Origin of the sequence: Neglectibacter sp. CSJ-5, assembly GCF_032490475.1 — a bacterium.
GTDB classification, from domain to species: Bacteria; Bacillota; Clostridia; order Oscillospirales; family Acutalibacteraceae; genus Hominenteromicrobium; species Hominenteromicrobium mulieris.
In genome coordinates, this window is sequence record NZ_JAVYJC010000001.1 from 453,279 (window position 1) to 477,137 (window position 23,859).

Annotated in this window: 13 protein-coding genes and 1 tRNA gene; 9 read left to right on the plus strand and 5 right to left on the minus strand. The window is 53.8% G+C overall.

Annotation, left to right across the window (positions count from 1 at the left end):
- Window positions 1-158: 158 nt before the first annotated feature.
- On the plus strand, window positions 159-1,271 hold the full coding sequence (locus R2K26_RS02105) for a tyrosine-type recombinase/integrase (RefSeq protein WP_316518521.1): 1,113 nt from the start codon (window positions 159-161) through the stop codon (window positions 1,269-1,271).
- Between the two features lie 140 nt (window positions 1,272-1,411).
- Here R2K26_RS02105 and R2K26_RS02110 read toward each other — a convergent pair.
- Window positions 1,412-1,488, minus strand: a tRNA-Val gene (locus R2K26_RS02110).
- Window positions 1,489-1,841: 353 nt separating this feature from the next.
- Here R2K26_RS02110 and R2K26_RS02115 point away from each other — a divergent pair.
- The 4 genes from R2K26_RS02115 (at window position 1,842) to R2K26_RS02130 (ending at window position 9,600) form a co-directional block, all read left to right on the plus strand.
- Window positions 1,842-3,104, plus strand: a complete 1,263-nt coding sequence (locus R2K26_RS02115) for a glycosyltransferase family 2 protein (protein ID WP_316518524.1) — start codon at window positions 1,842-1,844, stop codon at window positions 3,102-3,104.
- A gap of 162 nt (window positions 3,105-3,266) precedes the next feature.
- Window positions 3,267-7,034 carry a phosphoribosylformylglycinamidine synthase gene (locus tag R2K26_RS02120; RefSeq protein ID WP_316518527.1) on the plus strand — a complete coding sequence of 1,256 codons (3,768 nt, stop codon included), beginning with the start codon at window positions 3,267-3,269 and terminating at the stop codon, window positions 7,032-7,034.
- 83 nt (window positions 7,035-7,117) lie between these two features.
- Window positions 7,118-8,311 carry an alanine racemase gene (alr, locus tag R2K26_RS02125; RefSeq protein ID WP_316518528.1) on the plus strand — a complete coding sequence of 398 codons (1,194 nt, stop codon included), beginning with the start codon at window positions 7,118-7,120 and terminating at the stop codon, window positions 8,309-8,311.
- Between the two features lie 77 nt (window positions 8,312-8,388).
- Window positions 8,389-9,600, plus strand: a complete 1,212-nt coding sequence (locus R2K26_RS02130) for an AGE family epimerase/isomerase (protein WP_316518530.1) — start codon at window positions 8,389-8,391, stop codon at window positions 9,598-9,600.
- 64 nt (window positions 9,601-9,664) lie between these two features.
- On the opposite strand, the gene R2K26_RS02135 is transcribed toward R2K26_RS02130, so the two are convergent.
- The 3 genes from R2K26_RS02135 to secA form a co-directional block, all read right to left on the minus strand.
- Complete coding sequence (locus R2K26_RS02135; RefSeq protein ID WP_316518532.1) at window positions 9,665-10,141, minus strand: hypothetical protein; 477 nt, start codon at window positions 10,139-10,141, stop codon at window positions 9,665-9,667.
- A gap of 200 nt (window positions 10,142-10,341) precedes the next feature.
- The gene (locus R2K26_RS02140; protein ID WP_316518534.1) at window positions 10,342-10,983 is read right to left on the minus strand and encodes a GNAT family N-acetyltransferase; all 642 of its coding nucleotides are present in this window, start codon (window positions 10,981-10,983) and stop codon (window positions 10,342-10,344) included.
- A 3-nt stretch (window positions 10,984-10,986) separates the two neighbouring features.
- Window positions 10,987-13,734 carry a preprotein translocase subunit SecA gene (gene secA / locus R2K26_RS02145; RefSeq protein WP_316518536.1) on the minus strand — a complete coding sequence of 916 codons (2,748 nt, stop codon included), beginning with the start codon at window positions 13,732-13,734 and terminating at the stop codon, window positions 10,987-10,989.
- A 406-nt stretch (window positions 13,735-14,140) separates the two neighbouring features.
- Here secA and R2K26_RS02150 point away from each other — a divergent pair, with 406 nt between their 5' ends.
- Window positions 14,141-15,586: an NCS2 family permease gene (locus tag R2K26_RS02150; RefSeq protein ID WP_316518538.1), complete on the plus strand. Its 1,446-nt coding sequence runs from the start codon at window positions 14,141-14,143 to the stop codon at window positions 15,584-15,586.
- A 144-nt stretch (window positions 15,587-15,730) separates the two neighbouring features.
- Window positions 15,731-16,906: a nucleotidyltransferase family protein gene (locus R2K26_RS02155; protein WP_316518540.1), complete on the plus strand. Its 1,176-nt coding sequence runs from the start codon at window positions 15,731-15,733 to the stop codon at window positions 16,904-16,906.
- 50 nt (window positions 16,907-16,956) lie between these two features.
- Here the strand turns inward: R2K26_RS02155 and R2K26_RS02160 are convergent, their stop codons facing one another.
- Window positions 16,957-20,034, minus strand: a complete 3,078-nt coding sequence (locus R2K26_RS02160; protein ID WP_316518542.1) for an alpha-mannosidase — start codon at window positions 20,032-20,034, stop codon at window positions 16,957-16,959.
- A 356-nt stretch (window positions 20,035-20,390) separates the two neighbouring features.
- Here R2K26_RS02160 and R2K26_RS02165 point away from each other — a divergent pair, with 356 nt between their 5' ends.
- Window positions 20,391-21,191 (plus strand): ABC transporter substrate-binding protein, encoded by an 801-nt coding sequence (locus R2K26_RS02165; RefSeq protein ID WP_316518544.1) that lies wholly within the window; start codon window positions 20,391-20,393, stop codon window positions 21,189-21,191.
- The gene (locus R2K26_RS02170) at window positions 21,191-23,767 is read left to right on the plus strand and encodes an ATP-binding protein (RefSeq protein WP_316518546.1); all 2,577 of its coding nucleotides are present in this window, start codon (window positions 21,191-21,193) and stop codon (window positions 23,765-23,767) included. The genes R2K26_RS02165 and R2K26_RS02170 overlap by 1 nt, the downstream gene beginning before the upstream one ends.
- Window positions 23,768-23,859 lie beyond the last annotated feature (92 nt).

Below are 23,859 nucleotides of genomic sequence, written 5' to 3' on the forward strand. Positions count from 1 at the left end.
ACAGAAAACTACACCTGCCGTTAGGGGTCTGTTTTCTGCACATAGTTTTAAAACGCTCTGTAACGCGCTGTAAGCGACGATAGATGAAAACGCAAAAATACCCTACGGAGACAAAAAGCCCGTGCAGAGACGCACAGGCAGAAAGGAGAAGCGCATATATGGGAAAGCGGACGAACACAGCGACATGGAACGAAAAATACAACCGCTGGCAGATCAACGTACAGAAAGACGGATACCGCCGCAGCTTTTACAGCTCCGCCCCCGGCAGGACCGGGCAGAGAGAAGCCAACGCCAAAGCCGACGCGTGGCTTGATGACGGCATCTCGCCCACAGGGGAGCGCCTGGAAGCGGCGTACAACCAATATCGGCAGGAGTGCAAGGAGAACATGAGCACCACGGAATACAACCATGTGGACAGTGTGGGGCGCGTCTGGATCATTCCGAACCTCGGAAAGCGGAAGATTACCGAGTTGAACGACGGCGACGTGCAAAAGATGCTGGATAAAGCCGCTGCTATGGGGCGCTCCAAAAAGACCATACAGGATATAAACGGCATTCTGAACAAGTTCCTGAAATGGTGCCGGCGCAATAAAAAGACCACCTACCGCCCGGACGATGTGCATATACCCGCTTCCGCCAGGCTAAAAGGGAAGACGGTCCTGCAGCCGGATGACCTCTGTACGCTGTTTTCCACAGATACCGCGCTGTATAAGGGAAAACGGCAGAAAGACGAGTATATTCATGCGTACCGCTTTCAGGTGCTGACCGGTCTGCGCCCGGGAGAGCTGCGCGGCCTGCGCGTCAAGGACATTCAGGGCGGCGTGGTGTACGTGCAGCGGTCTGTAAACGTCTACGGTGAAACGACGCAGGGGAAGAATGAGAACGCCGTGCGGTCGTTCGTCCTGTCCGATCTCGCGCGCTGTGAGCTCGCTTTGCAGCTTCAGGAATATCCGAGCGAAAGCGGCTATGTGTTCCCGCTTCCGTCGCCCACGGCGTATAGGGAGCGCTGGCAGAAGTATTGCGCGTCGAACGGCATGACGAAAACCACGCCCTACGAGCTCCGGCACACGTTCGTTTCTGTCGTGAAAACGCTGCCGGTCGGCGAAGTCAAACCGCTTGTCGGGCACTCGGAGAGCATGGACACGTTCGGCATATACGGGCACGCCCTGCAAGGCGAGGACACCGAGACCGCCGAGAAGATCAACAGGCTTTTCCGAAAGCTCCTCACCGATCAGCCGAAAGACGCGCAGGCACCGAATAAAACCGAATAAGCATAAACAAGCACAAAAAAGCCCCCGCCAGCCAACCGAAACAGCCGGAAAACGGAGGTTTAAAATATAAAGTGTGTTATTTAGTGTGTTACAGATAAATCAAAAACCCGCAAAAACTAAGCGTTCATGCGGGTTTTCTATGGTGGGCGCTAACGGACTTGAACCGCTGACCCCCTGCACGTCAAGCAGGTGCTCTAGCCAGCTGAGCTAAGCGCCCAATTTTCTGTTGCTCGATTATTATATAGCAAGTCCCCGAAAAATGCAAGTCTTTTTTGCGAAAAAGTTAAAATTAATTTTCCTTTCGTGAATATCACGAAAAAGTGCGTAAAATTTGGTGCACTGTTCGCAGAAATTTAAGGTTTCTTACAAAACTCATAAGAATCGCACATTTCTATTGTTTATTCCTTTTCTATGCCGTATAATGAAAATACTGAAAACTGTGAATAGAATGTGAATGAAAGCGGATGGCGGTTGCGCGTTGCGCTTTGAATACGGAGATTTAGACAGAATTGGAAATCTGAAAACAGACGATGACGTTGGTCCTGCACCAAGGCCAGAAAAGGAGAAACCATGAAAACACTGTCATATGTGAACTTTATCATTTCTATTTTATTTATGGCTTGCTACGCGTACCAGGCGGTCTACCTTGTGGCGGCGCTTTTAAAAAAGCAGAAAGTCTTTAAAGCGAAGAAGCTGCACCGCTACGGTGTGCTGATTGCCGCGCGCAATGAGGAAGCCGTCATTGCGCAGCTCATCCGCAGTGTGCGCGCGCAGAAGTATCCCGAGGAGCTTATCGATATTTTTGTTGTGGCGGATAACTGCACGGATAACACCGCGCAGGCGGCGCGTGAAGCCGGGGCGGTCGTTTACGAGCGCCACAATACGTATGCCGTGGGCAAGGGCTATGCGCTGCGTTTCTTATTAGAAAACATTTTTAAGAATTTCGGCGAATATGCCTACGACGGTTTTTTCGTCTTTGACGCGGACAATATTCTGGATGAGAATTTTATCTCCGAGATGAATAACGTTTTTGACAACGGCTACAAGGTTGTCACGTCCTACCGCAACTCGAAAAACTTTGGCGACAACTGGATCAGCGCGGGCTACTCCATTTTCTTCCTGCGCGAAGCGACGCAGCTCAATCGCGCCCGTATGATGTTCGGTACCAGCAGCTGCGTTTCCGGCACCGGCTTTTTGTTCAGCAGCGAGATTGCACGCGAAAACGGTGGTTGGAAGCATTTCCTGCTGACGGAGGACTTTGAGTTCACCGTGGACCGCATTTTAAAGGACGACACGGTCGGTTACTGCGAAAACGCCATTATTTATGACGAGCAGCCCACGCGGCTTGGGCAGTCCTTTACGCAACGTGCCCGCTGGATTAAGGGCTATTTGCAGGTTTTCAGCCGATACGGCTTCAAAATGCTGAAAAAAACCGTTGTGGATGGCAGTTTTGCCTGCTTCGATATGATTATGAACAACATTCCGTGCCTTGTCTTGACCTGCGCTTCAATCGTGTTTAACGCGATTATGGTCGCGGCGGGCGTTGTGACGCGCACGCCGGATATGGGCGTTTGTGTGCTTTCCGTGTGCAGCGGCATTTTCGGTTCTATACTGACGCTGTGGTTCGTCGGCGGTATCACGTGCATCACGCAGAGAAAGCGCATCCGTGCATCGAAAAAAGCGATGTTCTTTGGTTGGCTGTTGTTCCCGCTGTTTATTTTCACCTATGCGATTGCAATGGTTTACGCGGTGTTTACGAACATTGAATGGAAGCCCATTCAGCACAAAGTGGCGCTTAGTGTGGAAGACCTGAACGACACTACCAAAAAATAGCACAAAATTGCACTCAAAAACAGGGCGTGATTTGCTATAATCTATATTTGCTTATAAACGGCACCTGTGATAAAATAGTAAGAGATTACTTTGTCACAAGTGCCGTTTTTTGCGGCAGTACAAATCCTGATTTTTCCCCAGAAGAAAGGAATGGTCACAAACATGGTCACACGCGTATTTGTGGAGAAAAGAAAGGGATTCGATGTTGAAGCACGCCACATGATGGCGGATCTTCGTCAGAATCTCGGCCTCAAGGCTATTGAGGACCTGCGTATTTTGAACCGCTATGATGTTTCCGGTCTTTCCGGCGAGGAGTTCGAGGCGGCAGCCCGCACGATCCTTTCCGAGCCGAATGTGGACAACGTGTACGACGAAAACTACAAGATCAGCAGCGAATATCACGTCTTCGCAACGGAGTTTTTGCCCGGTCAGTACGACCAGCGTGCGGATTCCGCTTCCCAGTGCGTACAGCTCTTGACGCAGGGTGAGCGCCCGCAGGTCGCTTATGCAAAAGTGATCGCCGTTAAGGGCGACCTTTCCGAAGAGGAAATGGACAAGATTAAGAACTACATCGTGAACCCGGTCGAATCCCGTTTGGCATCGATGGAAAAGCCGGAGACGCTTGACATGAAGATCGACGTGCCGGCAGACGTTAAGCGCGTCACGGGCATGATCTCCTGGAGTGACGAGGAGCTTAGAAAATATTACGGCACCATGGGCTTTGCCATGACATTTGAAGATCTCGCGTTCTGCCGCGATTATTTCCGCGACGAAGAGCACCGTGACCCGAGCGTGACGGAGCTGCGCGTGATTGATACCTACTGGAGCGACCACTGCCGCCACACCACATTCCTTACGCGTCTCAACAACATCGAGATCGAAAAGGGCAAGCTGAGCGGCGCTATCGAAAAGGCACTCGGCGAGTATTTTGCAGCCCGCGAAGAGCTGTATAAGGGCAAGGACAAGCCCGTTTCCCTCATGGACATGGCGGTCATCGGCGCGAAATACCTCAAAAAGCACGGCATGGTAGACGATCTGGATGAAAGCGACGAGATCAACGCCTGTTCCATCGAAGTGCCGGTCACGATCGACGGCAAGACCGAGCAGTGGCTCGTGCAGTTTAAGAATGAGACCCACAATCACCCGACGGAGATTGAGCCGTTCGGCGGCGCGGCAACATGCCTTGGCGGCGCGATCCGCGACCCGCTCTCCGGCAGAGCGTATGTTTATCAGGCAATGCGCGTTACCGGCAGCGGCGACCCGACTGTTCCGTTTAAGGATACGATGAAGGGTAAGCTGCCCACAAGAAAGATTACCACCGGCGCTGCGGCGGGCTATTCCTCCTACGGCAACCAGATCGGCCTTGCGACCGGTCAGGTCACGGAGCTTTATGACCCCGGTTATGTTGCAAAGCGCATGGAGATTGGCGCGGTCATCGGCGCATCTCCGAAGGCGAACGTCAAGCGCTTCGAGCCGAAGCCCGGCGATATCATTGTGCTGCTCGGCGGCGCAACGGGCCGTGACGGCTGCGGCGGCGCAACGGGTTCCTCCAAGGCGCATACGCTCGAATCCATCGAGGTTTGCGGCGCAGAGGTGCAGAAGGGCAACCCGCCGACCGAACGCAAAATTCAGCGTCTGTTCCGTAACCCGGAGGTTTCCACGCTCATCAAGCGCTGCAACGACTTTGGCGCAGGCGGCGTGTGCGTCGCCATCGGCGAGCTTGCACCGGGCCTTGAGATTGATTTGAACAAAGTCCCGAAGAAGTACGAGGGCCTCGACGGCACCGAGCTTGCGATTTCCGAATCGCAGGAGCGTATGGCGGTCGTGCTCGACCCGAAGGATGTGGAGAAATTCCGCGCTAAGGCGCAGGAGGAAAACCTCGACGCGCAGGTCGTGGCCATCGTCACCGAAGAGCCGAGACTCAAGATGGAGTGGCGCGGCGACCGCGTAGTCGACCTGAGCCGTGCATTCCTCGATACGAACGGTGTGACGCAGAACGCAGACGCGTTTATCACCGCACCGGATGAAACGAAAAACTACCGCAACGCCGTACCGGCTTGCCTTGAAAATAAATCGTTGGACGAGGCGTTCGCAGAGAACCTCTCCCGCCTTGAAGTCTGCGGCCAGAAGGGCCTTTCCGAGCGTTTCGATGCTTCCATCGGCGCAGGCACCGTTTTGATGCCGTTTGCCGGTAAGTATCAGCTGACGCCGGAAGACGCCATGGTTGCGAAGATTCCGCTGCTCACGGGTGAGACCGATGACGCCACCGCTATGGCTTACGGCTATATTCCGGGTATTGCGCGCTTCTCGCCGTTCCATGGCGCAGCGTACGCTGTTGTGGAGAGCCTCTCGAAACTCGCAGCTGTCGGCGCAGATCCGATGAAGTCCCGCTTGACGTTCCAGGAGTACTTCGAGCGCCTGCACGATAAGCCGGAGCGCTGGGGCAAGCCTGCCGCAGCTCTGCTCGGCGCACTCACCGCGCAGCTGAACCTCGGCCTGCCGTCCATCGGCGGCAAGGACAGTATGTCCGGCTCTTTTGAAGACCTCGATGTCCCGCCGACGCTTGTCAGCTTTGCGGTGACGATGACGAAGGCCAGCAAGACGATCTCCGGCGCGTTCAAGAACGCCGGCAACTACGCCATGCTGCTGCCGATTCCGGAGGACAAGGAAACCGAGCTCCCGAACTGGGAAGCTTTGAAGGCATACTACAAGAACGTGCTTGCAAAAATCGCGGACGGCTCTGTTCTTTCCGCACACGTCGTCAAGGAAGGCGGCGCGGCTGCTGCCGTTGCGAAGATGGCGTTTGGCAACAAGCTCGGCTTCAAGTTCGAGAAGACCGCCGAAAACGCAGAGCTGCTTTTTGCCCCAAAGGCTGGCGCACTCGTCGTGGAAGTTCCGGCAGATGCGCTTGAGAGCGTCAAGAATACATTCGACGCTGTTGTGCTCGGCACCGTTACCGATACGGCAAAGATTGAGCTGAACGGCAAAGTGCTCGACTTGGACGACCTCATTGAGACCTGGAACGGCAAGCTCGAAAAAATCTTCGCGAATAAAGCGGAGACCGTCGCCGTAGAATATGATGTGCCCCTCGATAACCACAAGTACACCGGCTCCCCGGTCATCCGCGTCGCAAAGCCGAAGGTATTCATCCCGGTATTCCCGGGCACCAACTGCGAGATCGACACGAAGCGTGCGTTTGAAAAGGCGGGCGCAGAGACCGAGATCCTTGTTGTGCAGAACCTCTGCGCAAAGGACATCGAATACACCATCGACCGCATGGAAAAGGCAATCCGCTCCTCCCAGATCATCATGATCCCGGGCGGCTTCTCCGGCGGCGACGAGCCGGAGGGCTCCGGCAAGTTCATCGCGACAACGTTCCGCAACCCGAAGATTGCACAGGCGGTCACGGACTTGCTCGACACGCGCGACGGTCTTGTGCTTGGCATCTGCAACGGCTTTCAGGCGCTCATCAAGCTCGGTCTTGTCACCTACGGCAAGATCGTGGACCTCAAGGACGACGACCCGACCTTGACGTTTAACACGCTCGGCCGCCACGTTTCCCGCATGGTCTACACTCGCGTGACAAACACGAAGTCTCCGTGGCTCTCCGGCGTCAACGCAGGTGATGTCTTTGCCATCCCGGTCTCCCACGGTGAGGGTCGCTTTGTAGCGGATGACGCAGCGCTGAAAAAGCTCATCGAAAACGGCCAGATCGCTACGCAGTACACCACGCCGTGCGGCAAGGTGAGCGGCGACATCACATGGAACCCGAACGGCTCCGTGTGCGGCATTGAGGGCATTACAAGCCCGGACGGCCGCGTCTTCGGCAAGATGGGCCACAGCGAACGCAAGGGCGAAAACCTCTACTTTAACGTGCCGGGCGAAAAGGATCAGCAGATCTTTGAGAGCGGCGTGCGTTACTTCAAGTAATAAAAGGCAGAAACGCCTTATAAAATTCCGGTATGCGCGGGCAAAATGCTGCCCGCGCAGCCGCGTATAAGGACAATTTGGTTATGGACATTTTACAGAAAAGAACATGGGCGCAGATCGACCTCGACGCGGCGGCGCACAATTTTAAGGAAATTCGTCGCTATGTCGGCAACCGGTCGATGGTCTGCTGTGTGATTAAGGCAGATGCCTACGGGCACGGCGCGGTGCGCATGGCAGAGGAATACGAAGCCCTCGGCGCAGACTGGCTGGCGCTTTCCAACATTGAGGAAGCCTTGCAAGTGCGTCGTGCAGGCATCAAACTGCCGCTGCTCGTGCTGGGCTATACCCCGGCGGAAGCCGCAGACGTGCTTGCCGAAAACGACATTGCGCAGTGCGCGTATTCTGCAGAATACTGCGCGGCGCTCTCCGAAAACGCCGTAAAAAGCGGCGTTAAGGTGAAGATTCACGTCAAGGTCGATACCGGCATGAGCCGCCTTGGGTTCTATTTTCAGGACATTGAGCGCGACAAAGAGGCCGTAAGCGTTGTGGCAGAAGCGTGCCGCCGCCCGGGGCTTATCCCGGAGGGCATCTTCACGCATTTTGCCGTGGCAGATGGTGGCGAGAATGGCAAGGCATTTACCTTGAAGCAGTTCTCGTGCTTTATGGCGCTCATCGCGGAGCTTGAAAAGCAGGGCATCACGTTTAAAATTCACCACTGCGCGAACAGCGGTGCAATCCTCGATTACCCCGAGATGCACCTCGATATGGTGCGTGCGGGCGTGATTTTATACGGCATGGAACCGTCGCTCAGCGTGGAGCATCACGCGGATTTCCGCCCGGTGCTCAGCCTGCACTCCGTCATTTCGCACGTGAAGGAGATTGAGCCCGGATCGGACATCAGTTACGACCGCACATTCACCGCAAAGGAACGCATGCGCGTCGCGACCATTCCGGTCGGCTACGCGGACGGCTACTCCCGCAGGCTTTCGAACCGCGGCAGTGTGCTCATTCACGGTACGCGCTGCCCGATTTTAGGTAAAGTCTGCATGGACCAGTGCATGGCGGATGTTTCCGCCGTGCCGCAGGCGAAGGTAGGGGACACCGTAACGCTCATCGGCCGCGACGGCGAGGATGAGATCACCGCGGCGGAAATTGCCGGCATCATGGAGACAATCCACTATGAAGTGGTGTGCGACATCTCAAAGCGCGTCACACGCGTCTATATGAAAAACGGCAAAGAAGTCAGTGTTCTGGACTGTATTTTGGACAAATATTGATTGTAAAGCAGCGGCTTTTGGCTCCGTTCAGCCGGGTCGCTGCTTTAAATTTATAGTGATTTGGAAGGGTGAAAGTGATGGAAAAGCTTTTAAAGCTGCGCGATGAAATGAAAGAGGATCTGCTGCATGGCTCCATTTTCCCGTTCTGGGAGCAATATACCATCGATCACGAAAACGGCGGCTTTTACGGCGCCGTGACGGTTGATAAGGTTATTCACAAGGACGCGTCCAAGGGCCTCGTGCTGAATGCACGTTTGCTGTGGACATTTGCGGGCGCGTACCGCATTTTCGGCGACGAGAAGTATAAGGAGCTCGCCGACCGCGCGTTTAACCACATCGTTGAGCGTTTCTGGGACCACAAAAACGGCGGCGGTTTCTGGATGCTGCATGCAGACGGCTCTGTGGAAGACGACACGAAAATGACCTACGGCCAGGGCTTTTTGCTGTATGCGTTCTCCGAGTACGTCCGCGCAACGGGCAGCGAGGAAGCACGCAGATATGCCGATATGACGTATGATTACATCGAAAACGAGTGCAAAGAGGGCAACTATTACCTTGAAAACGCACGCGGCACGGGCAGCAGCAACGGCGCCATTACGGAGGCGGGCAACCTTTCCATGAACACGCACATCCACATTCTGGAGCCGATGACGTGCTACTTCCGTATTCGCCACGATGCCTGCGTGGAGGAGAGCCTTGTGAACCTCATCGAGATCACCGCACGCAGAATTTACGACACCGAGCACCACCATTTTGTCATGTTTTTCAACGATAAAATGGAGCCGCTGCCGGGCGAGGTTTCGTTCGGCCATGACATTGAGGGCTCCTGGCTGTTGACGGAAGCTGCCGAAGTGCTCGAAAAGTACGGCGCAGATAAAGCCCGTGCGGAAAAGCTCCTTGAGGAAGCGAAGGAGGTCGCCATCAATATGGTGAACTTCACACTGAGCCACGGCATGGATACGGACGGAGGTCTGTTTGACGAGGGTCACGAAGAAGGCGGCATCGCTGTGCCGAATAAGGTCTGGTGGGTGCAGGCGGAAGCCGTTGTCGGCAGCGTGAACGCATGGCAGATTACGGGCGACGAGAGGTATCTCGATTCCGCGCTGAAGAGCTGGGCATACATCAAAACCGAAATCATCAACGGCCCGGCGGGCGAGTGGTTTGCAAGCGGTAAAAATTCCCCGGACGAGGAAAATTCGCACCTGCTGTGCGGCCCGTGGAAGTGTCCGTACCACAACGCCAGAGCCGCGTTTGAAATTTACGAGCGCTGCGAGGCACTGGAAAAGTAAACAGCAACAGCAAAGCCCTGCCGAGAAAATTTCCGGTAGGGCTTTTGTCATGCTTAAATTAAATTTAATCGAACCCGTAGTTTTCCACACCCGAAAGCTCGGAGTGCGTTTTGGCATAGCTCTGCGCGGCGGTGTAAAAATCCTCCCAAGTTTTCTCCGGCGCACCGGGGGAAAGCGGATGCAGGCGCAAATTGCTGTCCTCACGCACGGCGGCATAAGCGTAATCGCTGTAAATCAAAATGCCCGTCACATTGTCGAGCAGGTCGTAGCTTCGCGGCAACTCGTAAATGGTCTCCGTATCCGTCGTTTCGAGCACCTCAAGGTCAAATACGTGCCTGTACTGCCCGGTGACGTACAGAGCGCTGAGGTCGATGAACCCGTTTTCAAGAAAAACAGGGGAGTCGCCGTCAAAATAGAGCCGCAGCACGGAAACGTCGCCCTCTGTGCTGCCGAATTCGAGTACGGGCACATCAACCTTGTGCGCCGCGCAGCCGGAAAGCAAGAGCAAAATACTGAGGAAAAAAACAGAGCGCTTATTCATACGTTGAAATCACACCTTTTTTATTTTTCAATAAAATATTAACATTTTAAAATTTATGTGTAAATAATAATTGTTGAAATTATCAAGAAAAATGATGCGAACTTGAATTATTAACAAACCTAATAAGAATTTACAATGTGTACTCAATTTTAAGAATACAAAACGGCCGCTCTCCGAATACTCGAAAAGCGGTCGCTTTCTTATTTATTCAGTAATTCGTCAACCTCGACGGGTTCCAGCTCTTTTAATGCCGGGTGGTCGGTTAGCGTTTTCAGCATGCGCCAACCGAAATGATCTTCTTCCAAATTCTCCGGCACGGGACGGAAGCCGAAATCAAGGTACAGCTTTGCGGCGACCCACGTGGTGGTCTGGGTGGGCACGAATAGCTCTTTGTAGCCGAGCGCCTGCAAACGGTGCAGTGTGTGCGCGATGAGCGGGCGGGAAAGTCCCTTGCCTTGCGCGTCGCGGCTTACGGAAACCCAATGCAGCCAGCCGCCGGGCAGCTTTTCATCGAAAAACGCCGTTGCGGTCGCAACCTTCTTGCCGTTCGGGGCGACGATGAAGAACATTCTGTCGGGCAGAACATCTTCGTGCTTGCCGTAGTAGCGCTGCCACGCATCCACACCTTCTTCAAAAGTCGAAAACTCTTTCGCCGATTTTTCAATCTCAATCCACGTATCGCGGTCGCCGGGGGTGTAGGTTGTGAACGAATATCCCGCAGGCAGATCGTAATGCGGAATTTCCGTTTCCGCCGGCATGGTCATGAACAGATGGTAGTACTTCAAACGGCTGTCGTGATTATCTAAATGTAAAGAAGCTAAGTCTTTCATAGTTTTGATCATGAATTAGGGTTCATTTCTGCCGCAGCATTTTTTATATTTCTTGCCGCTGCCGCACGGGCACGGGTCGTTTCTGCCGGGCTTTTTGCCGTTCTTGCGTACCGGCTGCTTGACGGCCGGCGTATCGGAGGATGTGGTGCCGGTCTCTTTGGCGACGGCTTCACGCTTCGGGGCTTCCGGTGTCTTCAAGCGCACAGTCAGAATCATGCGGGCGGTGTTTTCGCGGATCGTGTCGATCATCGCGTCAAACATGTCAAAGCCCTCTTCGCGGTATGCAATGACCGGGTCTTGCTGGCCGTAGGCGCGCAGGCGGATGCCCTTCTGGAGCTCATCCATCGCATCGATGTGATCCATCCACTGCGTATCGACGTTCTTCAGCAGCACCACGCGCTCCACTTCACGCATGATCGGCGGGGTGAACGCCTTCTCACGCAGGTCGTAAAGCTTGTGCGCACGCTCCTTGAGAAAATCGATGACCGTTTGCTGCTCGAGATCCTCAAACGCCTGACCCTCATAGTGCAGCTCATCCGGATTGACCATCCAGCCGAGGTAGTGGTCGCGCAGACCGCGGAGATCCCAGTCGTCGTGCAGGGTGTTCTCCGGCAAGAAGCGCTTGACGTTCGCTTCGATGGCCTGATCGATCATGGACATAATCTGCGGCTTCACGTTGTCGCCGTTCAGCACGCGGTCGCGCTGTTCATAGATAATCTCGCGCTGGCGGTTCATCACGTCGTCATACTGCAGAACGTTCTTACGAATGGCAAAGTTTCTGCCCTCGACCTTCTTCTGTGCATTTTCGATGGTGTTGGAGAGGATAGACGCTTCGATCGGCATGTCCTCGTCCACATTCAGGCGGTCCATAATGGTCTGGATGCGGTCGCCGCCGAACAGACGCATGAGGTCGTCTTCAAGAGAGATGTAGAAGCGGCTCTTACCGGGATCGCCCTGACGGCCCGCACGGCCGCGCAGCTGGTTATCGATACGGCGGGATTCGTGGCGCTCCGTGCCGATGATGTACAGGCCGCCGAGCTTGCGAACTTCCTCTGCCTCCGGCGCAATCTCCGCTTTGTATTTTTTGTTGAGCTCCGAAAATGTCTTGCGGGCATTCAAAATCTCTTCATCGTCCGTGTAGCCGTAGGCGGAAGCCTCGCCGATGAGCTCCTCGGAGAACTGCATGCGGCGCATTTCGGCACGCGCCATGAACTCTGCGTTACCGCCGAGCAGAATATCCGTACCACGACCGGCCATGTTTGTTGCGATGGTCACGGCGTCCTTACGGCCTGCCTGTGCAACGATCTCGGCTTCTTTTTCATGGTACTTTGCGTTCAGCACTTCGTGCTTGATGCCGCGGCGCTTCAGCATGGCACTGAGCTGCTCGGATTTTTCAATCGTGATGGTACCGACCAGCACCGGCTGGCCTTTTTCGTGGTGCTCGATGATGTCGTTGATAACGGCATTGAACTTGCCCTTTTCGGTTTTGTAAACAACGTCCGGGCAGTCTTCACGAATCATCGGCTTGTTTGTCGGAATCTCTACAACGTCCAGTTTGTAAATTTCGCTGAACTCGGATTCCTCGGTCATGGCCGTGCCGGTCATGCCGGAGAGCTTGTTGTAAAGACGGAAGAAATTCTGGAACGTGATGGTTGCAAGCGTTTTGCTTTCGCGCGCGATTTTCACGCCTTCCTTCGCTTCAATGGCCTGGTGCAGACCTTCGTTGTAGCGTCTGCCGTACATCAGACGGCCGGTGAATTCATCAACGATGATGACTTCGCCGTCGCGCACGACGTAATCGATATCGCGCTGCATGATGCCGTTCGCCTTGATCGCCTGATTGATGTGGTGCTGAATGGTGATATTGTCCGGGTCCGTGAGGTTTTCCAAGCTGAAGAACTGCTCGGCTTTTTTTACGCCGCGCTTGGTGAGCGTTGCGGTCTTCTGCTTTTCGTTGATGATATAATCGTAATCCTCGTAGATCTCGTCATTGTCTTCCTTTTCGTTCGTCTCCGCCACGCGGATGGGGCGCAGTGTTTTGGCAAAGCGGTCGGCGACATTGTAAAGCTCCGTGGACTGCTCGCCCTGACCGGAAATGATGAGCGGGGTACGCGCCTCATCGATGAGGATGGAGTCCACCTCGTCCACGATGGCGAAGTTGTGACCGCGCTGCACCTTGCGCTCCTTGTAGGTGACCATGTTGTCACGCAGATAGTCAAAGCCGATCTCATTGTTTGTTGCGTATGTGATGTCGCAGGCGTAGGCTTTTTTCTTTTCGTCCGGCTCCATGCCGGGGATGGCAAGGCCTACGGTGAGACCGAGGTAGTTGAACACACGCGCCATCATTTCGCCCTGATATTTTGCAAGGTAATCGTTGACGGTGACGATGTGCACACCCTTGCCGCTTAAAGCGTTGAGGTACGCCGGGAGGGCAGCGGTGAACGTCTTGCCTTCGCCGGTCTTCATCTCGGCGATGCGACCCTGATGCAAAATGATGCCGCCGATAATCTGCACCGGGAACGGCTTGATGGAGAGCACGCGCCACATAGCTTCGCGGCACGTTGCAAACGCTTCGGGCAGGATGTCGTCAAGGGAAGAGCCAAGGGAGAGGCGCTCTTTCAACACGGCGGTCTGGCCCTTCAGCTCCTCATCTGTCATTTTTGTGTATTTGTCATCGAGCGCGAGCACCGCTTGCTTAAGCGGTTCAATGCGCTTTAATTCTTTCTTGCTGTAGCTGCCGAACAGCTTTGTGAGTAGGTTCATGGTTCGGGAACACTTTCCTTTCTTTCGCGCGGATTCCCCGCGCGCGGCATATAAATCAGTATAGCATGGAACAGCATAAAAAAGCAAGCGATAGGGGCATATTCATGAAAACTTTATAGGTGATCAAAAAGAAGCGCATTTCAAAACGCAAAAACGGCAGTGCAATTCGAGAAAAACAGCAAAATACAGGATAGCCTTAGCCGAAATGCACAAAAAACTCTTTTTTTCCAAATCATAAACAGCTTATGAACAAAATGTGACTTTTTATTCGGTTTTCTCTTGATTTTCGCAAAATTAGAGGCTATACTATAGGTAACAATTCCTGTTTTTCCGATGTGTGCAAACCATAACTGGTCAAAAAAACGAAGAACAGGAAATTCTTTAATTTATAGGAGAGTGAACATCCTTGGACAAATTCTTCAAAATTTCCGAGCGTGGCTCGAACGTCCGCACAGAGATCATTGCCGGTCTCACGACGTTCTTCGCGATGGCTTACATCGTAGTCACGAACCCGAACCAGATCGTTGGCTTTAACCATCTGGCTCCGGATGCCGACCCGGCCTTCCAGCAGATTTGGAACGCTGTGTATGTCGCATCCATTCTGGCAGCAATCATCGGTACGCTGCTGATGGCTCTGTATGCGAAGATGCCGTTTGCACAGGCTTGCGGCATGGGTCTGAACTCCTTCTTCTTCGTATCCTTCATTCTGCCGGAGATCATCACCGGCGGCGACGTCATCAAGGGCTACCATGCAGGCCTCGTCATCATTCTGGTTTCCGGTATTGTCTTCCTGCTGTTCTCTGTCACGGGTCTCCGTGTCAAGGTCGCAAAGGCTCTTCCGGACTGCCTCAAGAAAGCAATCCCGGCCGGTATCGGTTTGTTCATCGCTTTCCTCGGCTTCCAGAATGTCGGCATCATTCAGGCTAACCAGTACACGCTCGTTCAGTTCGTCGATATCCACGGCGCACTGAAGGCAGGCGCGTTCTTTGCGGATGTTGAAAATACAAAGGCATTTATGCCGGCTATCCTCGCATTCCTTGGTCTGCTCGTCATTGCAATTCTTGAAAAGCACAACGTCAAGGGCGGCGTGCTCATCAGCATTGCAGGCGTTTCCGTTCTGTACTATCTCCTTTCCGGCACGACCCCGACCTTCGACATGAGCCAGATCGGCCAGACCTTTAAGGATTTCGGCTCCATCGGCATCACCGGTGTGTTCCAGGCTGACGCTTGGCAGCGTGCGTTCACAGGCTCTGAGATCGGCGGCATCTTCTCCGCAATCATGCTTGTCGTTACGTTCTGCCTCGTCGATATGTTCGACACCATCGGCACCCTGTACGGTACCGCTTCTCAGGCAAACATGCTGGATAAGAACGGCGATCCGATCAACGTTAACCAGTGCATGACCAGCGACTCCGTTGCAACGGTTGCGGGCGCTGTTTGCGGTACTTCCACCTGCACCACGTTCGTTGAGTCCGCTGCTGGCGTTGGCGCCGGCGGCAGAACCGGCCTTACGAGCCTTGTTGTTGCAATTTGCTTCGCGGTTTGCCTGTTCCTCAGCCCGGTCGCTTCTCTTGTTCCGACCTGCGCTACGGCTCCGGCACTCATCTATGTCGGCGTTCTGATGATGAAGGGCTTCGCAAAGGTCGATATGTCCGACCTGCGCAGCGCTGTTCCGGCGTTCCTCGCTCTCATCATGATGCCGCTGACCTATTCCATCTCCAACGGTATCGGTATCGGCGCGATTGCTTATGTGCTCATCACGCTCTTCACCGGTAAGTACAAGAAGAACGACATCGGCATTACCATCATTGCTGCGCTCTTCGTCATTAAGTTTATCTTTGTTACGATGTAATTCGTACATAAAACGAACTTTAGCTTGAGATAACATAAGAGGCGCTCGCTTGTGATTTTTCACGGCGGGCGCCTTTTTTCGTTTTATTGCGCGGTTTTGTCCTGCTATACTTTGGGCATATCGGAAGAGTAAAAGGAGCAGACGATGAAACAGGCAGATGTTTTACTTTTAAACGCGTTGAAAGCAGCGATACATAACGAAAAAGCGATGCTCGGTGTGCTGCCGCCGGAAACACAGACGGAGCTTTTGCGTCAGGCGGTGCGCCACGGCGTGCTGCCGCTTGTTCTTGATGCGTGCGGCAAGGCACTGAAAGCTGCGCGGCAAATGGCGTTTTGCCAAACGGCAGAGCAGATTTTGAAAACGCAGGTATTTTTACAGCTTTACAGCAAGCTGCGCGAAATGGAATTGCATCCGCTCGTGCTGAAAGGCCCGGTGTGCGCTGCGCTGTACCCGAAGCCGGAGCTGCGGCTGTTCTCGGATGTCGATTTACTGGCGGTTTCGGGTGAATTTGACCGCATACACGATGCTTTATTGCGGCTCGGCTGCCGCACAGCAGGGGAGAGTGTCGATCCGCTTGAGCAGACATTTTACCTGCCCGACAGTCCGCTCGTTTTAGAACTGCACGGCGCGGCGTTCCCGGAAAACGATGCGTATGGGCACATGAACACTTTTTTTGCGCATGAAAAGCTGCGCACGGAAACCGTTTTCGTGCAGGGCGAAGAAATTTATACGCTCGGCGCGAACGAGACGTTTTTGTACCTTTTGTGCCACAGCTTAAAGCATTTTCTGCACGGTGGGTGCGGCATCCGCGCGGTGTGTGATTTGCTGTTGTTTGCCGAAAAGCATGAAAAGGAGCTTGACGAATTGCATTTGCGCCGCTGCTGCGAAAAGCTTTCGGCACTCGAATTTTTGACGGCGCTCTTTGAAATCGGCGAGAAATATCTCGGCTTTGAGAAAACGGAAAGCTTAGCGCTGCTTCGCGTGCACCCTGCGCCGGATGAGACTGCGCTTTTGGAGGATATTTTGGCAGGCGGCGTGCACGGTGCGGCAGAAAAGAGCCGCTTGCACAGTGCGAACATGACGCTGCACGCGGCGGCTGTGCAGCATACAGGAAAACGCGAGCGCTTTTCCGTGCTGCGTGCGGCGTTCCCCTCTGCAAAAGCGCTGCATTGTGCGCCGCATAGCTTGCCTGCCGCATGGGGAAGGCGGCTTATACGCTACGGTAAGGAAAACACTCAAAACCGCACGAGCCTTAGAAAAAGTGTTGAGATCGGCAAGCGGCGCGTGGCGCTCCTCAAAACATATCACCTCATAAAATAAGCCGGCGGCTGCGCCCAACTCGGGTACAGCCGCCGGTGCTTTATTTTTGATTAACGGATGCGGAACGTCTTGATCTCATATGGCTTGATGGTGAATTTGAATGTACCGCCTTCGACCGGGACATCCGTGAGCGCATTCTCCTGCAAGTCACACTCCGTAACGGAAGCGATGGAGCGGTTCCAATACAGTTTTGTCGTTGTGCGGGCGTTTTCACATTCGTACAGACGCACGATCACGCCGTCGCCGTCTTCCGCCTGCTTGACGGTTTCCAAAATGACGTTTTTGGCGTCCACACTCGCGAGAGAGTACGCTTCGCCTGCTGTGCCGCTTGCGGTGGCGCGCACAGGATGATTCAGGAAGTACGCCTGCGCTACGGTCTCGGCGCCGCGCCATGTTTCGGCGTGCGGGTAGAGCGCGTAGGTGAATATGTGCATCTCCTGATCGGCGACAGGGTTCGGCTCTGTGCCGGATTTGATGAGCGTCAACGCCATTTCGCCGTTGTGCACGGAGTGACCGTATTTGCAGTCGTTTAACAGGCTGATGCCGTAGTGACCCTCGGAAACATCGATCCATTTTTGACCGCAGCTCTCAAAGCGTGCCTGATCCCAGCTCGTGTTCTGATGTGTTTTGCGCGTCACGTTGCCGAACTGAATCTCAAATGTTGCTTCGTCCGTGTGTACGTCCATCGGGAAGTGGGCTTTCAAGAGGTGCTGGTGCTCTTTCCAGTCGACCGTCGTCTCAAAGTCGATGCGCGGGCACGCGGCGTAGAAGTGAATTTTCTGGCAGATGACCGAACGGCTGACCTTGCGCTCAATCTCGAGAGTTGCGCGCACGGGGCCGCGTTCCGTCCATTCCATGCGCTGCACGTCGGTGACGTCCCAGAATTTCTCTGTATAGTAGCAGTCGATGTCCCAGTTGTCGTAGTGCATCGGCTTGTCCTCGTACATGCGCATCAGGTTCGCATATTTGCCGGGCTGCACGGTCTCGCGGTCGTTTTTGCGGTCATAAAGGCGCGTGATGAGCCCGTTTTCATCAAATTCAACCGTGTAGAACGGCGTCGTGATCGTGTTGACGTCAATGTGCAGCGGGTTTTCAAAGCTGCCTGCTTCGACCGGCGCAAAGCACTTGTAGCCCTTCGGCGGCAAATCGGGCAGGAACGCCACAGCACCGTTTTCGGTCTGCTGCACGGGATAAGTATTTTTGCCGTCGGAAAGTGCATTTGCGGTGCAATTTTCAAGTACAACGATATCATTGCGCGTTTTACCCGTCGTATTGAACACCGTGATGCCCTCGCCCTGCGGCGCAAGCACTTGCATGCGGTCGGCAGAAAGCGCAGAGATCGTCTCCGCCATCGCATCGTATTCTTTTTTCGTCTGCTCGTAGACCTCGTGAATGGCAGTGCCGGGCAGAATATCATGGAATTGATTCAAAAGCGTGTTTTTCCACAGACGATCCAGCGTTTCTGCGGGGTAGGGGAGCTGCGGTGCTGCCAGTACGCTCAAAAGCTCCAAGTCCATGAGTCCCAGCTCTGTTTTGCGGTTGCCGCGCTTGTTGCGCGCCATGGAGGTGTATGTACCGCGGTGATACTCGAAGTAGAGCTCACCTTCCCACGTGGGCAGGCGTTTGTTGTCTTTTACGCGCTCGTTTAATTCGTCAAAATACTGCCGCGCGAAGACCTGCCGCACCTTCGGGATGCCCAAAATGCCTTTTTCCATGCGCTTGCTCGTCTCCAGCATATCGCGGGTCGGGCCGCCGCCGCCGTCACCGTAGCCGTAAGCGATGAGAATATCGTTGTTGATGTCTTTGTTTTGGTAGCGCTCCCAGCCGCCCATAATGGCATCCGGATGCAGCATGCCGTTGTAGGTGGTGAAGAAGTTCTGCACGTTCTGGCCGATGCTGAGCGTGGTGATGAAATGCGTCAGCACTTCGCTGCCGTCAATGCCGCGCCACTCGAATGTATCGAACGGCACTTCGTTGAACTGGTTCCACGAAAGCTTCGTCGTCATAAAGTAATCGATTCCGCTCTTTTTCATGATCTGCGGCAGCGCGCCGGAGTAGCCGAACACATCCGGCAGCCACAAAATGCGGTTATCCACGCCGAATTCCTCGCGGAAGAAGCGCTTGCCGTGAATGAACTGGCGCACAAGGCTTTCGCCGCTCGTCAGGTTGCAATCGGCTTCCAGCCACATGCCGCCTTCCGGCTCCCAACGCTTTTCCTTCACGCGCTCTTTCAGGCGCGCATACAGCTCCGGATAACGCTCTTTTAAGAAATAATAAAGCTGCGGCTGACTGGACATGAAGTGATAATTCGGGTATTCGTCCATAAGCTTCAAAACCGTCGCAAAGCTGCGCGCGGTCTTTTCACGCGTCTGGGCGACCGTCCACAGCCATGCCACGTCGATGTGCGTGTGGCCGATGCAGCTCGCAATCACGTCGTCGTGTCCCGCAAGGTCGGTGTAGACCGCTTTTTTTAGATATGCGGAAGCCGCGCGCACGGAAGCGTAAAATTCCCCGCTGTATGGCGTGCGCAGGTCGAGCAGGTTTATGCCTTCGTTCAGCGCGTTTTCCAGCAGCATGCGGTTTCGGTCTTCCTTTTCCATGCGCGAAAACGCCTCGACCGGCACTTTCAAGTCATAATACAGCGCTTCAATCTCCGGGTCGATCTCCTGAATTTCCATAAAGAGATTGAATTCGTTGTGGATGGTGCCGGTGTACGATTGCAAGTCGAACACAAGCTTTTCGCCGGCAATCGCTTTCGGGGAAAGCAGCACGTCACGGTGATTCATGTCCATGCCCTGCACGGGCACGTTGTTCACAAACAGCAAAAACTGCGGGTTTTTGCCGTCGTCACCTTCGATCTGCGTGCGCACATTCAGCCACATTGCCTTGCCGTTAAGCGCTTTCGGCACGGTGAATTCCGTGCGGAACCAATAGTGCTCGTCCGGGCCGTACCAGTGCATGGTGCGGCTGTCAAACGACGTCCACGGCGGCGCAGCGGCATCTGCTGCTTCGGGGCGGATATACGTGCCCTTTTTGCAGATAAGGTCGGTCAGCGGAATGCGCTGCACGATGCGCAGACGGTAAAGCTCATCACAAATGCGCTCCACACGTTTATCGAGATACCTCATAGTTGCAGCTCCTTTTCTATATCGGTTTGGGTTTTCGTAAAGACTGGTGCTTTTGACTTGATTTTAGCATAATAAGGCACAGAAAACAAGATAAAATGCACAGATTCTTCCAGCTTTTTACACATTAGAATTGCCTTTACGTACACGTCACGTCGAAAATGCAGAAAAACAAGTTATTTATGCACAGAACATAAAAAATAATTGAAAATCAGCGGAAAGTACGCTATACTAAATCTATAAATCAGAGCGTATTTTGAGAAAAGCAACGGTGGCTCAGTCCCGAAAAACACCCGGAAAAGCAGCGGCTTTGGAGTGCTGTATTCAAATCACATCACATAGAAAACAGAGGAAAAAATATGCGAAAAAAGGCTTGGATCCTTTTGCTTTTTGCCACGCTTATTGCGCTGCTTTGCGCATGCAGCGATACGGCACAGCAACCGGAGACGGAAAAACCGAAAATACGTATCGGCGGCACAACGTATGCGCCGTATTTTTACCGCAATATCGGCGGCAACTATACCGGCATCGATGTGGAGATCGCCGAGGAAGCCTGCGCGCGTATCGGGTATGAGCCGGTCTTCGTGGAGCTCGATATCGACAGACGCTTCGAGCTTTTGAACGAAGACTATGTGGACTGCCTTTGGAGCTGCCTGACGATGGACGACAGAGAAGATGAGTTTATCTGGGCAGGACCGTATATGTATACGCAGCGCGTGGTCGTGGTACCGGCGGACAGCGAGATTGAAACGCTTGAAGACCTTGACGGGAAGTGCGTGGCGGTGCAGGCCGGCTCTACAAGCGAGGAGATTATTTTAGAAGGGCTGAATCCGAATTTGCCGGAGATTTCGAACCTTTCCACATTCAGCACGGTGGGCGAGGTGTTTACTTCGCTGCGCAAGGGCTATGCGGATGCGATTATCGGGCATGAAAGCTCGCTGAAGTTATATACCGACGAATACCCGGACAGCTACCGCTACCTCAACATGAGCGTGTGCAGCGACGCCGTGGGCGTGGCGTTTAAACCGGACGGCGATGAAGCACTGGCGGAAAAGCTGACGCAGGCGCTGCTTGAAATGCGCGAAGACGGCACGACGGCCGCTATTGTGAAAAAATATGGGTTGGACGCCGAAAAAAGCGTGAACGGAGGTACCGAGTGATGCCGAAGTTCAAAGGGAAAACAAAATTGAAGCTTCATAAGCCGAGCCTGGAAACGGTCATGCAGTGGATCGTCACGCTTCTTCTCGGTCTTATTGTACTGCTGCCGGTGTTTGCGGGTGTAACACAGCATGAACAGAACAGGGCGAAAACGGACATTGAGGATGTGCTTGCTTTTATGCAGACGAGCTGCCGCAAGTACGACAACTACCGCTTGGCCGATACCACCGAAGCACTGCAAAGTGTTTTGAATAAAGTTAAAACGCTGACGGCGTACCGTTACGAAGAGGAAGATGCACTTTTAAATGAAAACCGCTTGCAGCGCTATGCGAAATTTCAGTATTTGACCGGCATTTTTGTTTTGGATGAAGATTTCTCCGTGCTGGCTCATTACGACAAAGCGGGCAACGACGAAGCCCTACTGCTCAACCGGATAACAGAGGACAAAAATGCGGCGGATATTTTGAACTATCCGCAGAAAACCTATGCCGACCAGATCTGTTTAAACGGCAATACGTATAACTACGCCATTTCCGCACGGCAGGATAAACCGGGACTCGTTATTTGCTATACGGATGTCACGCGCTTTCAAAATGATAAAAATGAGCTTTCTCTCTCCACCATGCTGGATGTTGAAATGTTCCGGCAGGATGTGATCGTCATCATCACGGACGGCACGCGCGTTATCAGCACGAATTGCGAGCAGCTGGAGGAAAAGCTTGTACAGTATTATCCTATTGCCGACGTGCTTGTTGGAGGGGATCAGCTTACACCGAACACATTGCTGCAATTAAAAAATGACAGTGGCACATGGTACGGTATGTTCACCCAGTACAGAGATTATTATTTGTATGCCTTTTTCCCGAGTCGCGTAGTCTACGCAGACCGCCGCGGTTGGATGCTTCTGTTTACGGCAATCTACCTGTTCTGCGGCATGGGGTACCTTATTTGGCGGCAGTACAGTAAAAAGCGTCGCATGCTGCGTATGGAAAAGGAATACCACCTTGTCAGCGCCATTTCGAGCATCTACCTGTCAAATCTGCTCATTCACCCTCAGGACGATACATGGGAGCCCATTGTGCAGAGTGAGCGCATGAAAGCAATCACAAACGGTGTTTTAAGCGCAAAAGCCATGCTGGAAAAGTTTAACACGGAGCGCGTAGCCGAGGCATACCGGGAGGAATTCCGTGCGTTTACGGACCTCGACACCGCACAGCAGCGCTTAGAGGGCAAGGCTTTTGACGGCTTCACAATAGAAGATGTGGAGGGCAAGTGGTACCAGCTGCTCCTTGTGCCGCAGCGCCGCTTTACGCACCGGGAAAAGCCGAGTTCGCTCATGCTTTTGTTCCGCGATGTTTCGGAGCAAAAGGAGCGCGATATGGAATATCAGGAAAACCTGCGCCGCGCGGCAGAGGAGGCTACCCTTGCAAACGCCGCCAAAACGGATTTCCTGCGCCGCATGAGCCATGATATCCGCACGCCGATCAACGGCATCCGCGGCATGGTGCAGATCGCCGACCGTTTTCCGAACGACGTGAAAAAGCAGGCGGAATGCCGCGCAAAGATTATGCGGTCTTCGGATTTTCTTTTAGAGCTTGTAAACGATGTGCTCGATATGAGCAAGCTGGAATCCGGCGAAATGCAGCTGGAGGAAGTGCCGTTCGATTTGAACGAGCTGCTGCACGATGTAGGTGTGCTGCTCTCCACACAAGCGCAGGCGCGCGGTATTACGTATACCGTCACAATGGAAGATAAGGGCGAAAAGCATGTCATCGGGAGCCCGCTGCATTTAAGACAGGTCTTACAAAACATCGGCGGCAACGCCATCAAGTATGGCAGGGTCGGCGGTTATGTACATGTTACGTGCAGCATCGTTTCACAAACGGAGAACACCGTTCGTTACCGTTTTACCTGTGAAGATAACGGCTACGGTATGAGCGAGGAATTCCAAAAACACATGTTTGAGCCGTTCTCGCAGGAAAATTCCGGTGCGCGCACTACGTATCAGGGTACAGGGCTCGGCCTTTCCATCGTGAAAAAACTCGTCGATGCCATGGGCGGCACCGTCACCGTGGTCAGCGAAAAGGGCGTGGGCACCACATTCATCACGGAGATTCCGCTGAAGCTCGACCCCGCGCCGTTTGATGCCGAAAAGCCGGAGGAAGAGATCGATACCACCGTGTTCCGCGGGCTGCATGTGCTGCTTGTGGAGGATAACGAAGTGAACATGGAGATTGCGGCGTTCCTGCTTGAGGACAGCGGCGCCGAGGTCACAAAAGCATGGAACGGCGCAGAGGGCCTGGAGAAATTCAAAGCCTCGGCCCCGGGTACGTATGATCTCATCTTAATGGACATCATGATGCCCGTGATGAACGGTTTGGAGGCGGCAGAGAAAATCCGCGCGCTCGACCGCCCGGATTCGGAGACCGTGCCGATCTTCGCCATGACGGCAAACGCGTTTTCCGACGACGCCGCCCGCAGCCGCAAAGCCGGTATGAACGAGCACCTCACAAAGCCGCTCGACCTTGAAAAGATCACAAAAGCGGTGCGCAAATATTGCAAGAAAAATAGCCGATAAAAGCCATAAAACGGCGGCGTGCCTTTAAAAGCGGTTGCGCCGCCGCCTTTTTATGGGCTGCAGTGTGTCTGCTCCTACCAAAACACCAATGT